The organism is Variovorax brevis (assembly GCF_030317105.1).
Taxonomy (GTDB): Bacteria; Pseudomonadota; Gammaproteobacteria; order Burkholderiales; family Burkholderiaceae_C; genus Variovorax; species Variovorax brevis.
The window spans coordinates 42,782-57,755 of record NZ_JASZYG010000001.1; the positions used below are offsets into that span (position 1 = coordinate 42,782).

General features: G+C 61.4%; 13 protein-coding genes. 10 read left to right on the forward strand and 3 right to left on the reverse strand.

The features are described 5' to 3' along the window. Positions 1 to 397 precede the first annotated feature (397 nt). Positions 398 to 1,282 (reverse strand): LysR family transcriptional regulator, encoded by an 885-nt coding sequence (locus QTI66_RS00180; protein WP_286556624.1) that lies wholly within the window; start codon positions 1,280 to 1,282, stop codon positions 398 to 400. A 99-nt stretch (positions 1,283 to 1,381) separates the two neighbouring features. Here QTI66_RS00180 and QTI66_RS00185 point away from each other — a divergent pair, with 99 nt between their 5' ends. The 5 genes from QTI66_RS00185 to QTI66_RS00205 all read left to right on the forward strand — a co-directional run bounded on the left by QTI66_RS00185 (position 1,382) and on the right by QTI66_RS00205 (position 7,565). After that, positions 1,382 to 2,743 (forward strand): FAD-dependent oxidoreductase, encoded by a 1,362-nt coding sequence (locus tag QTI66_RS00185; RefSeq protein ID WP_286557775.1) that lies wholly within the window; start codon positions 1,382 to 1,384, stop codon positions 2,741 to 2,743. 25 nt (positions 2,744 to 2,768) lie between these two features. After that, the gene (locus QTI66_RS00190) at positions 2,769 to 3,584 is read left to right on the forward strand and encodes an alpha/beta fold hydrolase (RefSeq protein WP_286556625.1); all 816 of its coding nucleotides are present in this window, start codon (positions 2,769 to 2,771) and stop codon (positions 3,582 to 3,584) included. Between the two features lie 51 nt (positions 3,585 to 3,635). Beyond that, positions 3,636 to 4,610: a Bug family tripartite tricarboxylate transporter substrate binding protein gene (locus QTI66_RS00195; RefSeq protein WP_286556626.1), complete on the forward strand. Its 975-nt coding sequence runs from the start codon at positions 3,636 to 3,638 to the stop codon at positions 4,608 to 4,610. A 260-nt stretch (positions 4,611 to 4,870) separates the two neighbouring features. Further along, the gene (locus tag QTI66_RS00200) at positions 4,871 to 5,998 is read left to right on the forward strand and encodes a sensor histidine kinase (RefSeq protein WP_286556627.1); all 1,128 of its coding nucleotides are present in this window, start codon (positions 4,871 to 4,873) and stop codon (positions 5,996 to 5,998) included. A 115-nt stretch (positions 5,999 to 6,113) separates the two neighbouring features. Further along, entirely contained in the window at positions 6,114 to 7,565 is a 1,452-nt protein-coding gene (locus QTI66_RS00205) for an IS1182 family transposase (protein ID WP_286556628.1), read from the forward strand. 196 nt (positions 7,566 to 7,761) lie between these two features. Here QTI66_RS00205 and QTI66_RS00210 read toward each other — a convergent pair whose 3' ends face one another. Continuing rightward, positions 7,762 to 9,210 (reverse strand): patatin-like phospholipase family protein, encoded by a 1,449-nt coding sequence (locus tag QTI66_RS00210; protein WP_286556629.1) that lies wholly within the window; start codon positions 9,208 to 9,210, stop codon positions 7,762 to 7,764. A gap of 210 nt (positions 9,211 to 9,420) precedes the next feature. Between QTI66_RS00210 and QTI66_RS00215 the strand changes: the two genes are divergently transcribed. Further along, positions 9,421 to 9,996, forward strand: coding sequence for a hypothetical protein (locus tag QTI66_RS00215; protein WP_286556630.1), 576 nt, complete (start codon positions 9,421 to 9,423; stop codon positions 9,994 to 9,996). A 99-nt stretch (positions 9,997 to 10,095) separates the two neighbouring features. Here the strand turns inward: QTI66_RS00215 and QTI66_RS00220 are convergent, their stop codons facing one another. Continuing rightward, positions 10,096 to 10,845, reverse strand: coding sequence for an SDR family NAD(P)-dependent oxidoreductase (locus QTI66_RS00220; protein ID WP_286557776.1), 750 nt, complete (start codon positions 10,843 to 10,845; stop codon positions 10,096 to 10,098). A 423-nt stretch (positions 10,846 to 11,268) separates the two neighbouring features. Between QTI66_RS00220 and QTI66_RS00225 the strand changes: the two genes are divergently transcribed. The 4 genes from QTI66_RS00225 to QTI66_RS00240 all read left to right on the forward strand — a co-directional run bounded on the left by QTI66_RS00225 (position 11,269) and on the right by QTI66_RS00240 (position 14,930). Beyond that, complete coding sequence (locus QTI66_RS00225) at positions 11,269 to 12,354, forward strand: IS630 family transposase (RefSeq protein ID WP_286556631.1); 1,086 nt, start codon at positions 11,269 to 11,271, stop codon at positions 12,352 to 12,354. Positions 12,355 to 12,561: 207 nt separating this feature from the next. Then, a complete protein-coding gene (locus QTI66_RS00230) occupies positions 12,562 to 13,710 on the forward strand; it encodes a PAS domain-containing sensor histidine kinase (RefSeq protein WP_286556632.1) in 1,149 nt (382 codons plus the stop codon). Between the two features lie 10 nt (positions 13,711 to 13,720). Further along, positions 13,721 to 14,350, forward strand: coding sequence for a response regulator (locus tag QTI66_RS00235; RefSeq protein ID WP_286556634.1), 630 nt, complete (start codon positions 13,721 to 13,723; stop codon positions 14,348 to 14,350). A 178-nt stretch (positions 14,351 to 14,528) separates the two neighbouring features. After that, positions 14,529 to 14,930 carry a response regulator gene (locus QTI66_RS00240; protein ID WP_286556635.1) on the forward strand — a complete coding sequence of 134 codons (402 nt, stop codon included), beginning with the start codon at positions 14,529 to 14,531 and terminating at the stop codon, positions 14,928 to 14,930. Positions 14,931 to 14,974: the final 44 nt, after the last annotated feature.

Sequence of the window (14,974 nt, forward strand, 5' to 3'; positions counted from 1 at the left end):
AGAAGCAGCCGCCCAATCTCGACGCTTGCGCAGTGGGTGGAGATGAACGTTCCGACCCCGGCTCGTGCGAAAGCCATCTGGAATGAATTGAACTCGCGACGGAAGACCTACAAATGCGCGTCTTGTCGGGTCTAGCGGGGCCATGCGTGGCCGGCGCGTTCGTGGAGTACCAGGTGAAGCATTCGATCTCTCTGCCTGCGGCGATTGTGCTGCAAGGCAAAGAGATGGCGACCTGTCCTCAGTGACCGCTTTTGAGAGCGTCGAACTTCGGCTGAGGGCCCTGAGCTGACTTTGCGTATGAGGCTTGGGAGGGCGCAAAGCGGCCGTTCAAAACGCCAGGACCAAATCTTCGTCAGGAGCCTCTCGTCAGCGCCGGTTGCCGTCCACCAACACTGCACTATTCAAGAAACAGGTCCGAAATAACGGACCGGAGCCAACGGTTAGCCGCGTCTTGCTGATATCGGTCATGCCAATGCTGCTTGATCGCGAAGGCGGGCAGATGGAAGGGAGGCGCCAGCAGTTTCACATCAGCGATCCGGACCAACGTTTCAGCCACGCGCTGCGGCACGGTCACCATCAGGTCCGTGCTTGCGACAAGGCCGCCTATGCCGAGGTAGTTGGGAAGCCGAAGGGCCACGTTGCGGTGAACGCCAAGGCGTTCCAACTCCTCCTCCACCAAGTTCTGTCCGGTGCCAGCGGCGGTCACCAACACGTGGTTCTCTCGCCTGAACATCGCCTGCGTGAGCCGTGAATGGATGCGCGGGTGGTCGCGACGTACCACGCATGAGAAGTCCTGGTCAAAGAGCTTCTGCTGGTAGAAGCCAGCCTCCAACTGCGGCATGAAGCCGACTGCCAAGTCCGCCTCCCCCGACTCCAGCATCTTGGGCGTCAACCCGGAGATGTGCGTAATTTCCACGTTGATTCCCGCCGCGATGTCGCGTAGCCGGTTGATGAGCGCAGGCAGGAGGACAAGGTGGGTGATGTCGGTCATGCAGATCCGAAACGTCCGCCGCTCCTTCGCCGGGTCGAACACGGCCTGCTGCCTCGTGATGCCGCGCAGCAATTCCAACGCTTGCCGGACTGGCGCCACCAGTGAGGTGGCGTGGGGGGTGGGCTGCATGCCGTCCGAGGTGCGAACGAACAGCGGATCACCAAAGTGGCGGCGCAATCTTGCCAGCGCGATGCTGATCGAAGACTGCGCCACGCCAAGGTTCTCGCCCGCCCGCGAGACGCTGCGTGTCTTGTAAACCTCATCGAAGACGGTCAGGAGCTTCAGATCCATTATTTAGATTCCCGTTTTTAGGTATTGAGCGTATGCCATTGCCGAAATACTCGGCCAAAACCAGAATTCAGGCAACCCAGAACCAACCGAGACAAAACCATGCAGAACGCCAAGCCAGCCACCTTGAACGAGCCCAGCCGTGACACCCCCGTCTGGGGTGAGTACGACGTTGTCGTGTTGGGCGGCGGCCCAGCCGGCATCGCAGCCGCTACCGCTTCAGCACGAGCCGGCCAGTCCACCTTGCTGATCGAGAGCTACGGCTTCCTGGGCGGCATGGGTACGGCCGCCGGTGTGACGAACTTCTGTGGCTTGCACGCCAACGTCCACGGCACGATCAAGCAGGTGGTGCATGGCGTTGCGGACGACCTCCTGGCACGCATCAGCGCCTTGGGCGGCCTCAATGAGCCTCATGTGATTTTCGGCAACAAGATCGCAGCGCAGGCCTACGACAACGCGGCCTTCAAGGTTGCCGCCGACGACCTCGTGCTCGATAGCGGGGCGCAACTGCTATTTCATGCAAACCTGGTCGGCGTCCTGATGAACGGACCCAACGAGATCCGTGCCGCGCTGATCGAGACCAAGTCGGGCCGATACGCCGTCCTCGCCAAGACGTTCATCGATTGTTCCGGTGACGGCGACCTCGCGGCATTCGCTGGGGCACCCTTCGAGAAGGGCACGAGCGGCCACGACATGATGTACCCCTCGACGATGTTCCGCGTCAACGGCGTGGACGCTGCACTTGCAGGCGATGCGTACAACAAGTTCGGCGGGTTGATGGACGAAGCCGAGAAGCTCGGCCGCAAGTTCCCGCGCAAGACGCCGATCATCCGTCCCCAAAAGAATCCCGCAGAGTGGCGAGCCAACGTGACCCAACTGGCGAACGCCGATGGTTCCCCGGTGGACGGTACCAACGCGGCGCAACTGAGCGATGCAGAGGTGCAGGGTCGTCGCCAGATCGTGGACTTCTTTCAGTTCCTGCGAGAGTCGGCGCCGGGCTTCGAAAACTCTTACATCCTGGAAATTGCCCCGCAGGTCGGCGTGCGCGAAACGCGTCGCGTCGTCGGCGAGTACCAGTTGACTGAGGAAGACGTACTGCAGTGCGCCAGCTTTGACGACAGCATCGGTGTCAACGGCTGGATGATCGAGGAGCACGTTGCCGGGAACATCGCGTTCAAGTGGCAGGACATACCCAACTCACGCGGCTTCAACCATCTGCCCTACCGCATGTTGTTGCCCCGTCAGGTAGACAACCTCTTGGTTGCTGGTCGCTGCGCATCCATGACTCACATGGGCCAGTCCGCCGCCCGCGTTTCGGGAGGCTGCTTTGTCATGGGACAGGCGGCTGGCACTGCCGCCGCGCTCGCTGTCCAAGCAAGCATCCGTCCACGGGAATTGAACATCAGAGTTTTGCAGACCCGGCTGGAGGCCGACGGCGCTTACCTCGGACAGGACCAGCAATAACCCGACCACAACCTCAGGAGACATCATGAACACAACGTTTTCACTGCAACGCCGCCGAGCCATTCAGCATCTTGGAGTTGCGAGCGCCGCCATTGCGCTTGGCGGTTGCGCCACCATGCGGGCTGAGAGGGAGCACTTTGTTTTGGTTCACGGGCAGTGGCATGGCTCGTGGTGCTGGAACAAGGTTGTCCCCTTGCTGACGGCTCAAGGCCATCGTGTCACAGCGATCGATCTCCCCGGTCGTGGAGGTGATCCGAAGGAATTGGCAAAGTTGACGCCCGCCGACTATGTCTCCGCCGTCACCCGTGTTCTGGACGCGGCCCCTGAACCAGTCGTGCTGGTAGGCCATAGCCTCGGCGGGGGTACCGTCTCGCTTGCCGGCGAAGCGCGGCCGGACAAGATCAAGCGGCTGGTCTACCTCACAGCGTTCCTGGTGCCACCGGGTAAAACCATGGGATCCATCGCCGTAAGCGATACACAGGCAAGGACCTCCAAAGCGGTGCGTCGCGACCCCGCAACTGGTGTATCTGACCTTGACCCAGCGTTTGTGCGTGAAGTCTTTTATCAAGACTGCTCTGATGCGGACGTTGCACTGGCGACCCGCCTTGTCACAGCCGAATCCGGTGCGATGGGTCGAGCACCGATACAAGTCACGCCCGAGCGTTATGGCCGGATCGACCGCGTCTACATCGAATGCCTTCAGGACCGCGCCATCAGCCTTTCCGTGCAGCGCAGCATGGTCGCCGCCATGCCGTGCAGGAGGGTTCACACGCTGGATACAAGTCACTCGCCCTTCTTCTCAAACCCCGCGGGCGTGGCGCAAGCCTTGGTGTCGGCTTAGACATCCGCAGCCACAGTCGCAGCCCATATTTCAAACTAACCGAGACATCACATGAACTCCAGACGACAGCTACTACTTTCCGCCTCCGCTCTTTGCCTATCCCTTTCTTCGGCCGTGTCTGCCGCCACTCCGGAAGCATGGCCCACGAAGACGGTGCGCATCCTTGTCGGGTTCCCCGGAGGTTCGACGCCCGACATCGTTGCGCGGAGCTTGGCAGAGCCCCTGGCGAAGGTGCTTGGTCAGGCCGTGATTGTCGAAAACAAGGCTGGCGCATCCGGCAACATCGCGGCGGATCAAGTGGCCAAAGCCACCGACGATCACACGCTCGGTATCGTCATCAACGGCAACCTGACTTCGGCCAAGATGCTGTACCCGAAGCTGCCCTATGACCCCGCCAAGGACTTTAGCTACATCTCGCTGCTGGCGACAGCACCGCTGGTGCTGGTAGCACCCGCGAAGTCGCCCGAAGGCGCCGCCTTCTTTGCTGCTGCTGCACAGAACGGTGACAAGTGGAACTACGGGTCGGTCGGCAATGGCTCCGTCGGTCATTTGGGCATGGAAGTGCTCAAGACGAAGACCAAGGGCTTGGTGCCTATGCACGTCCCGTTCAAGGGCAACCCTGAAGTCATCACGGGCCTCTTGGGTGGCGAGATTCAGATGGCTTTGGTGCCCCCCGGAATCGCCATGCCACAGGTCAAGGCCGGCAAACTCAAAGCCATCGGTCTGACCAGCGGGCGCAGCGCCGTGGTTCCGGAAGTGCCGCCGTTGGCCGATTCCGGTGTGCGGGACTTCAACCTCGAAGTGTGGACCGCTCTGATCGGCCCAGCAAAGCTGTCAAAAGCCGCGCAGGACCGCCTGAACGCCGAGGTACCGAAGATCATCCGCAGTGAGGAAACCCGCCAGAAGCTCTTGACGCAGGGTTGGCAAGCTCTGGGCACATCTCCCGATGGTTTGAAGAGCCGTATCAAAGATGAGGCCGCGATCATGAACAACATCATCACCGCTCGGGGAATCAAGTTGGAGTAGGTCACTTGGCCGTTCGACTAACCTTAGAAAGCGGCTTACCGACGATCAGGGCGCTAGCGAAGGGCCTCGGACCAGACAGTTACGAGCGACCGCTGTTGGCCGTGATTGCGCTTCCGCGTTTCACCTGGGAGCAGTCTTTCGCGCTACTCGTCCACCTAGGCCGGCGGTGCTTGAGCGCTGCTTGTCATCATTCCTTCGAGAACGGTTCGCAACGAGTACCATTTTGCGAAGCATCGCCGATGCGGAGGCATACTCACGCTATGCGCCTGAGCCAGTTCATCCAAGCCAACATCGAAGAAATCATGGAGGACTGGGAGGCTTTTGCGCGCACGATGATTCCGCCTGCGGAGACCATGTCGGTCATCGAGCTTCGCGACCACGCCCACGACATCCTGCTCGACATTGCCAGCGAGATGGACTCGAACCAGTCGGAGGACCAGCGCGAGGCGAAGGGCAAGGGTCTGGCCCCGCAGAGCGCCAAGGCGTCTTTTTCATCGGTTCACGGCAAGCTACGCCACAGCGTCGGCTTCGATGTCAGCCAGGTGAGCGCGGAATACCGGGCGCTCCGAGCATCGGTCTTGCGGCTGTGGATGCGAAATGTTGGCACGGTTGACGCCTCGGTCCTCGAAGAGGTCATTCGGTTCAACGAGGGCATAGACCAAGCACTCGCCGAAGCACTGTTCTCTTATTCGGAGGAGATGTCGAAATCAAGGGACACTTTCCTGGCCGTCCTGGGCCATGACCTGCGCAGCCCCCTGGGCGCTCTCGGCTCGTGTCTTCAGTTGCTTGGCCATCCCACAAACGGTGCGCAGAACGAGCGCGCGGTGCGCGTTGCCAAGCACAGCATCGCGTCCATCAATGAAATGATCACCGACCTGCTGGAGTACACCCGCACTCGGCTCGGCCGTGGCATCAAGGTCACACCACGACGTGGAGACTTCAGTGCTTTGTGTGAGCAGGCAGTTGAGGAATGCGCTGCGGCTTATCCGAGCCGGAAGATCGAGGCGCATGTCGCGCCGGAACTTACGTTCACCTTCGATGCGGCCCGGATGCGTCAAGTGCTCGCAAATCTCCTGGTCAACGCCGTGCAGCACGGCGACCCAAAATCTCCCGTGAAGCTCGAAAGCCGGTTTGAGGATGGCGCCGTTGTGGTGGTCGTCAAGAACTATGGCGAGCCGATACCCGGGGACGCCATGCAGGTCATCTTCAACCCTCTGGTCCAGATCGCTTCCAGGGAGTCGGAGCCGCATGAGCGCCCCGCGACCAGTTTGGGGCTCGGCCTGTTCATCGCGCGGGAGATTGTTCACGGACACGATGGGACGATCAGCGTCTCATCCTCAACTGACGAAGGCACCGCTTTTGTTGTCCGCCTGCCTTGTATTGGCTGAAGTTCGCTCGCCCGGCTTGGAGGACAGCGACGGGCCGAGGCTGTGTGAAAACGGGTTGAATAGATGACTGCGCTCGCCTGGATTGTCTCAACGCAACGGAATGGGCAGCCCACACATGAAGCGATTCATCGAAGGCGCAGACCGACATCAGGTGACGTTGCTGCCCGAGTGCCTTGACGACTACGTCGGCGAAGACAATCCGGTGCGCGTCGTCGACGCGTTCGTCGGCGAGTTGGATGTCCATGCTCTTGGTTTTGCCGGTGCCGATCCCGCAGCCACCGGGCGCCCCGCCTACCACCCGTCGGTTCTGCTCAAGCTGTACATCTACGGCTACCTCAACCGCATTCAGTCGAGTCGCCGGCTGGAGCGCGAGGCGCAACGCAACATCGAACTCATGTGGCTCACCGGCCGCTTGGCACCCGACTTCAAGACGATCGCAGACTTCCGGCACAACAACGGCAAAGGCATCCGCAATGTTTGCCGCCGATTCATCGTGCTGTGCCGACAGCTGAAACTCTTCTCTCAGGCGGTGGTGGCGATCGACGGCAGCAAATTCAAGGCGGTCAATAGCCGTGATTGCAACTTCTCGCCCGGCAAGATTAACGGGCGTCAACAGCAAATCGAGCGGAGCATCCAACGGTACCTCGACGCACTGGAGACTGCAGACCGAACCCAGCGTGCCGATCTCGATGCCAAGACCGAGCGGCTTCAGGAAAAGATCAGCAGACTGCGCGAGCAGATGCGTCAGCTCGACGAGACCAGGGAGCAACTCAAAAGCGAGCCGGACCAGCAGCGCTCGCTGACCGACCCCGACGCACGCTCAATGCTTCAGACAGGCAAGAGCACAGGTCTCGTGGGCTACAACATCCAGGCTGCAGTCGACGGCAAACACCACCTGATCGTCGCGCACGAGGTGACGAACGTTGGCCATGACCGTGCTCAGCTGACCAGGATGGCGCTGGCTGCCCGGGACGCGATGGGCAAGTCCAAGCTGAAAGCGTTCGCCGACCGTGGCTACTTCAACAACCTGGAAATCAAGGCGTGCGAAGACGCAGGGATTACGGCCTTCGTGCCGAAGCCGATGACCTCCAACGCGAAGGCGCACGGTCGCTTCGGCAAGGCCGACTTCATCTACATCGCCAAGGACGACGAGTACCTGTGCCCGGCCGGTCAGCGCGCCATCTATCAGTGCAGCAAGATCGACAACAACCTTCGCAATCGTCTGTACTGGTCCAGCGCCTGCCCAACATGCAGCCTGAAAGACAAGTGCACAACCTCATCCTTCAGGCAGATCCGTCGATGGGAGCATGAGGCGATAATTGATCGGATGCAGCTGCGGCTGGACCGCAAGCCGGGGGCCATGACGTTGCGTCGATCAACCATCGAGCATGTGCTCGGAACGTTGATACACTGGATGGGCACCGTGCACTTCTTGACGAAGACAATGGCGCACGTCGACACGGAGATGAGCCTGCACGTGCTCGCTTGCAACCTCAAGCGCGTGACGAAGGTGTTGGGTATTGCCAGAACGGCGCTCACGCAGCACGGGCAGAATCGCAGGAATTGACTCGCGTCGTTGACATGGCCGTGCGAAGTTGCGGCTACATCCAGTCGCGACAGGCAGTCAGCAATGCGCTGACGACCATGGTCGCTTGACGTTTCAGCGCCGCAATGAAAGGACCAGGAACATGTCACTGCCGATTCTGACCCTGGATGAGCACGCATTGGGGCCGCGCCTGCAGGAGACCTGAGTACGTGCCGGGTCAATGGCGGACCGGGCTCGGTGCGTGATCGCGTGCATCTGAACCCCCGAATTCCAATACCAACGATTCGTACTCGGGCGACTGCCGCAGCAGGCGGCCGCCCACTTCACGCAACCGGTCCACATCCTGTGCGGAGAGAACGAAGCTGGTGGGCAGATTCATGAAGGAAGCGCGCTCCTGAGGATCGTCGAGCGCTTCGAAACTGACATCCAGCACGTGGGCGCTGACTTTGCGCACGCTCGCCTCGGCCTGTGCCTCGCTCGCGCCGGCCAGGCGTAGCCGCGCCACCTGAAGCTCGCGCTGGATCTTTGTGATCTCTGCGAAATCCTTCATCAGTTCGACCGTCTCGAACGAATAGCGATCAATCGGTACGCCCGACGCCTGCAGCAGCTGAACGACCGTACCCGGCGGCGACTCGATACGATCCCAGTCGGTGCGAGGCGCAGAACGTGCGTTCACGACGATCAGAACCACCCTGCGGAGCCTGCTGAATCCGGCTTCGCTACGGTATATGGTGCTGAACTGAAGTTCTTCCAGCGCCTCAAGAACCCCGCGCACCCCGATGTTGTCTGCGACACCGCCGTCGACCAAATGGATGTACGGGCGCTCCTGGCTGTTCTGAAACGCTTCCATCTCGCGGTAGCGCTGCAGCGAGCGTGCGGCTGGGCGGGCGTTTTTCTCGAATTTGGTGGCGTCTTTCACCCAGGGTGGAAACTGATAGCCACAGGTGCCGCCGTAGTTGTTGAACGTTACCGGTGACAGCACCACAGGAACGGCAGAGGACGTGGCGGCGGCGCGCGACAGACGAACGCTGTTGAAATCGGAGCACAGCAGGTCAAAGTCGTTTTGGGAAAATGCAAGGCGAGAACCGGTCGAGATGTCCGTGCCGGTCGCGACCGCGACGGGAGCGTTTTTGCCGAGAAGGTCGCGGAAGGTCGCGCCCTCGAACAGGATCTCATCGTAGTATTCGGCAGCAAGCTCGGAGCGCCCGCCGCTGCCGCCGATGATCTTCCACCAATTGAATGGATTCGCGACGCGCCGGACCAACGCCCCCTCGACGTCCCGTTTTAGGAAGCGTTGCTCATACTCGTCGAAAAGGCGCTCGCCGTACAGCGCATACGCCAGCGCGGTGAAGCTTCCCCCGGACACGCCGGTGATGATGTCGACCTCATCAATGAGCCGCCGGCGCTGACCATCCACCGTGATCTCGGTGCGGCGCAACTCCTCCAACACTCCAAAGGAGAATGCAGCGGCGCGTGTGCCTCCGCCGGAGAACGAGACCACGAACAACGTTTGCGGATCGTTGTTCTGCCGCTTCGGCACGAGCAACTGGGGCCGGTATCCAGATTGCGGGTCCACTTGGGCAACGGGCGCGTTGATGGGCCGGCTTGCGCAGCCTGCAAGCGCCAGCGCCACGATCACGCAGACGAAAAATCGGGCTGATCGCATCTGTACCTGCCTTCGTCAAGGTTAACGCCATGCCATGCGTGAGCTCCAATAGCGGCTTGCAAGGTGGTCGCCCAGTGCCTCCCGCATGGTCCGCATCCACCTGAATGGAACAGATGGAACACGCCTATTGTTGCGCTCCAAGCATGACCCGGTGGACAATTCGCGCGTGTTTTTTGTTGTGACTTCGGCGGCTTCTCAACAAGATCTCCTGTGAAGAACGTTTTCATTCTTCGGGGCCTGTTCAATGGGCTATTCGCGCTCTACCTCGCCTGTACCTCCCTGTCGAGCATGAGGCTGCCGATGCCCAATGACGGCTACTATGCCTTGCTCGATGGGCTGCTGGGCCTGTGGCTGTCGACATCAATGCTTCGAGATGCGCGTGGCGAATGGCTATTTCCTCTTGTGCTGGTCGATGCGCTGGCACGCGTTGCATTTGGATCAATGATCGTTGGCAATCCGGCCGTTCATACAGTCATCGGGTGGCTCTTTTACTCCGCGATCGGGATCGCAAGCTTGATGGCCCTGGGCATCGCCGGCATGCTTTATGTTTTCGTGGGCAAAAGAATCTGGCGCAGGACGGACAGCGGCGCTCGGGCCCTTGCACGACCCGCATTTTTCGCGAGCACCATCACCTTGCTTTTTGGCATGGGTTTGAACCTTCCTTCTCTGTCTTCAGAAAGCAGTCAACGCCTGATCGTGTTCGCGTACACGCTCGTCTTTGGAATGACGTTGCTGCTTGCTGGCCTAAGCCTCTCGATCGAAGGCGAGAAAAGTGAGAGCGCGTAGGCAGCACAACCTCGCGTGCTGCATTTCGATTGCTCAGCAGTGCTGCGATCCCAACGTCGGCGGGCTCGCCACGCCGTTGCGAGGCGCGCCGCCCGCCATTTACGCGATCAGCTTGACGACGCTGTGGTAGTTGTTCGGCATCAAACGTGACAGCCAGAACAGCGGCGCAGACTGATTGCCCGTGACCACGCGCTTCTTTCCGCGCTGCACCCCCTTCAGGATGTTGGCAGCGCATTTTTCGGGCGGTGTGGTCAGGAGCTTGGCTGCCAGCGCGGAGAAGCCAGCCTCCTTCTCGCCGGCGAGCTTGCAGCGCCGGCCGACCCGCTCGATGTTGGTCTTGATGCCGCCCGGATGCACACTCACTGCGCGAACCCCGGTACCTTCGAGTTCGCGCCACAGGCACTCAGTGAGCCCGCGCACGCCGAACTTGGAAATGTTGTAGGCGCTCTGCGCCGGAAAACCGATGAACCCGAATACGCTGGAGATGTTGACGATGCAGCCATCTCGCTGCGCCAACATCGTCGGCAGGAAGGCTTTGCTGCCGTAGATCACGCCCCACAGGTTGATGCCGAGCTGCCACTCGATCTCATCGATGTCCAGGTTCTCGAACGTGCCGACGATGGTGGTCCCGGCGTTGTTGAAGACGAAGTGCGTAAAGCCGAAGTCGCGCTTCACGTCATTGGCGTGGGTGAACACGGCATCTCGCGAGGACACGTCGAGCTTGTAGCCGCGCACGTCGGTGCCCGACGGCAGCAGGCGCAAGGTCTGGGTTAAACCGTTGGCGTCGATGTCGGACAGCGCCAGGCGCGCGCCTGATGCCGCCAACTGGAGCGCGAGTGATGAGCTCAGACCCGGTGACCGGTTCCAAGCCCAACAGTCTAAGCTCGGCTACATGCTCTCGGGTGCTCGCGGTCGCCATATCGAACGACTGCCATATTCGCCGCCCAAGTGGAGGTCGGCGCACAATGCAGCAACTGGTCGCGCCCGTCCCGACACCGAAATACACGTCCGATTTGGACCGGATGAAGTTGTGGTGTCGAGTGTGCTGACAAGAGCAGTCATTCGATCCCGATGGACAAGCAACACGTTTTGACGCGCAAATTCTTCGTGACTGCTTAAGGGGGCAAGACAGAATCAAAAAAGCACATCGCGATCGGGCTCGACTTCATCCAGCGCGTTGCGTGTTTGACTAGTGTCCTGAGTTAGAAATTCGTTGAATTAATTGTCTGCCAACGGATCAATCGTGTAGTGTGGCAACACGACGAGGTGATCATGAGAGGCAGACCCAAGGCGCAACTCGTGCTCAGCGACGCGGAGCGCGAGCAACTCACGGCATTGACCCTGCGGCGCAAGACCGCGCAGGCGCAGGCCCTGCGCGCGCGCATCGTGCTGGGTTGCGCCGACGGCATGGAGAACAAGGCGGTTGCCGTTCGCCAGCGCGTGACACCCCAAACGGTTTCCAAGTGGCGCGCCCGCTTCGTTGAACACCGCCTGGACGGCCTGCTTGACGCGCCTCGCCCTGGCACCCCGCGCAGCATCGACGATGCGCGTGTTGACGCGGTCATCGCGCGCACATTGGAGACCATTCCTGCGGATGCGACTCACTGGAGCACGCGCACCATGGCGCGCGAGATGGACTTGTCGCAGACGGCCGTCGCACGCATCTGGCGCGCTTTCGGCTTGCAGCCGCACCGCCAGGAGACGTTCAAGCTGTCCAGCGATCCGCTGTTTGTGGAAAAGGTGCGCGACATCGTGGGCCTGTACCTGGATCCACCGCTCAAGGCCATGGTGCTTTGTGTGGACGAGAAGAGCCAGATTCAGGCGCTGGACCGCACGCAACCCATCCTTGCGCTGGCCCCCGGCATCCCCGAGCGGCGCACCCACGACTACATGCGCCACGGCACCACGACCTTGTTCGCGGCACTGGACATCGCCACGGGCGAGGTGATCGGCGAACTCCACCGGCGCCACCGCAGCAGCGAGTTCTTGCAGTTCCTGCGTACCGTGGAGGCCAACGTGCCGGGCGGCATGGACATCCATCTCGTGATGGACAACTACTGCACTCACAAGACGGCGACGATCCGCAATTGGTTTGCACGCCATCCGAGGTTCCATGTGCATTTCACGCCCACTTCGGCTTCCTGGCTCAACCAAGTCGAGCGCTGGTTTGCCACGCTCACCGAAAAGTACATCCGCCGCGGCACCCATCGCTCGACCCGCCAGCTTGAGCAGGCCATCAAGCAGTATCTGGACATCAACAACGCAGATCCGCACCCCTTCAACTGGGCCAAATCTGCTGACGACATCCTGGCAAGCGTCGAGCGATTTTGTCTGCGAACTTCTAACTCACGACACTAGCGAGGCGCCGCAATAAGCGCGCGGCAAAGGTTGCGAGAAACACCCCACGGCTTCGATCCTCACCTCGCGCCCAGCCGCCTCGCCAAGCACCACGATCTGCGCGATGATCACGTTCGCTGGGTTGTGTGTTTGTCCTTGCCCCCGGATACTCAACACGGCCCCTACGCACTTCACCGTCAACCTGGGCAGTGGAAGGCTCGTTCGACTATGAGACACGCCGTTGCCGCGCCTTTGATCGTCGTCGCCATCCAGACCGCAACCCTGTTCGCGCTGTGGATTCGCGGAAGGCGACGTGCAAGCGCGGAGCAAGCCCATCGCGAGGCCGACGAGCGCTTTCGCCGCATGATCGATCGCGCGCCCGTCATGCTCTGGACGGCACGGGCGGACACGACGCTTGACTACCTCAACTACAACTGCGTCGAGTTCACAGGGCTGCCGATCGAAAAGTTGCTGGGCGAGGGCTGGCTGGACGCAGTCCATCCGGAAGACCGGGATCACTGTCTCGGCATCTACGTCCCGGCGATCGAGGCGCGCACGCCATTCCTCTTTGAATATCGAGTGCGCCGGGCTGATGGCGCCTATCGATGGCTGCTTGCCACAGGCGTTCCGAAACATGGAGCGGACGGCAGTTTCACCGGCTTCGTCGGCTGCGATGTCGACATCACCGAACGCAGGCTTGCCGAAGACCAGACCCGGGAGAGCCGGACCGCGGTCGAGGCGAGTCATCGAGAAATCCAGCAACTCGCAGGCCAACTGCTCAGCGCGCATGAAGACGAGCGTCGGCGCCTGGCGCGCGAACTGCACGACGACCTCACGCAGCGCCTCGCGCGACTCGCGATTGATGCCGGTCGCATGGAAAGTGCTGCCGACGCACCCGAAGGCTTGCGCGCGCTGCGCGAGGACCTGGTGCACATGAGCGAGGACGTGCACGCGCTGTCATACCGCCTGCACCCCTCCGTGCTCGATGACCTGGGGTTGGTGGAAGCGCTGAAGGCGGAGTGCGACCGAGTCGCCCACAGTGGCGAACTGCGTGTGGATGTGGAAACGGGCGTCGTGCCGGCGGCACTGGCCGCTGAAGCTTCTCTGTGCCTGTATCGCGTGGTGCAGGAGGCATTGAACAACGCGGCGCGCCACGGACAAGCGAGCGCCGTGTCTGTGCTGCTCTCGCCGCGCGACGAGGGATTGCAGGTCGAGGTGAGCGACAACGGCCGCGGATTCGACCCTGGACGCTCGCGCGACCATGCGAGCCTTGGCCTTGCCAGCATGCGCGAGCGCGTTCGCCTCCTGCAGGGAAAGTTCGACATCCAGAGCACGCCCGGCCGAGGCACCACCGTGGTGGCGTGGGTTCCAGCATGAGGGTTTGCACATGACCAAGCCGCGCGTGCTATTGGCCGACGACCATCGCATGGTCGCCGAGGGGCTGAAAAGCTTGCTGGCTGAAGAGTTTGAACTTGCCGGCATTGTCGAGGACGGTCGCGCGTTGGTCACCGCGGCGCGCGAGCTGAACCCCGATGTCATCGTGGCTGACATCTCGATGCCGCATCTCAACGGCATCGACGCCCTGGTTCAACTCAAGCAAGACAACCCTCAGGTCCGGGTCGTGTTCCTGACAATGCACCGAAACCCCGCCTATGCTCGCCGAGCACTGCAAGCCGGCGCGTTGGGCTTCGTGCTCAAGCACTCGGCACCGGCGGAGCTGGTGCTCGCGGTGCGTGCCGCACTGCAGGGCCGCACCTTCATCGCCCCGGACCTGGCCGCCGAGGTGTTCCGCTCGGCAGGCAAGAAGGAAGCCGACCCGGCCGCGGCGCTCACGCTGCGGCAGCGCGAGATCCTTCAGTTGCTCGCGCAGGGGCATTCAGCCAAGCACATCGCCGCTGCGCTGAGCCTCTCCGCGCGCACCGTTGAAGATCACAAGTACCGCTTGATGGAGACGCTGGGCCTCGAAAACAGCGCCGAGCTGATCCTCTACGCGATGACAAACGGCTTGATCACGTAGTTTCCGGTCACAGAACCCGTATTTTTCCGGTGCCACATCCCGTAATTTTTCGGGATGCGCTTCGCAGCGCTTCGACCTATCTTGGATGCATCCAGGAGCAGGTAGAGACTCACAACGACCGGAGAAGCGCGATGAACAACACCGCGGCACGGGTGGCCACCCCGTCTGTCCAACGGCCATGAACCGCCAGCACAGCTGTGTATTGCTGGCGGACCGCCATCATGGTCTGCGTGACAGCGTCCGTGGGCTGTTGGAAACGCAGTTCGACGCCGTTTTCATGGTCGCCAACGAAGCAGCGTTGCTCGAAGGCGCCGAACGCCTGGGCCCAGCGGTTGTGCTGGTTGACATGTCCCTGTCTGCTGGCGACCTGAGCGGCCTGCTCAACCGAATCGGCGCGCTCGCCCCCGACGCGAAGTTGTTGCTGCTGTCGGTGCACGACGAGCGCACGGTTGCAGAAGCTGCGCTGGCCGCGGGGGCACACGCGGTGGTCCTCAAACGTTGCCTGGCGACCGACTTGATGCCGGCGGTCGATGCCGTGCTCGCAGGTCGGCTTTACCTCTCGTCGGGCTTCCTGCAATGAAGAGAAAGCGTCTTCGCGCATGTCGGGAACTGCAAAGGAATACA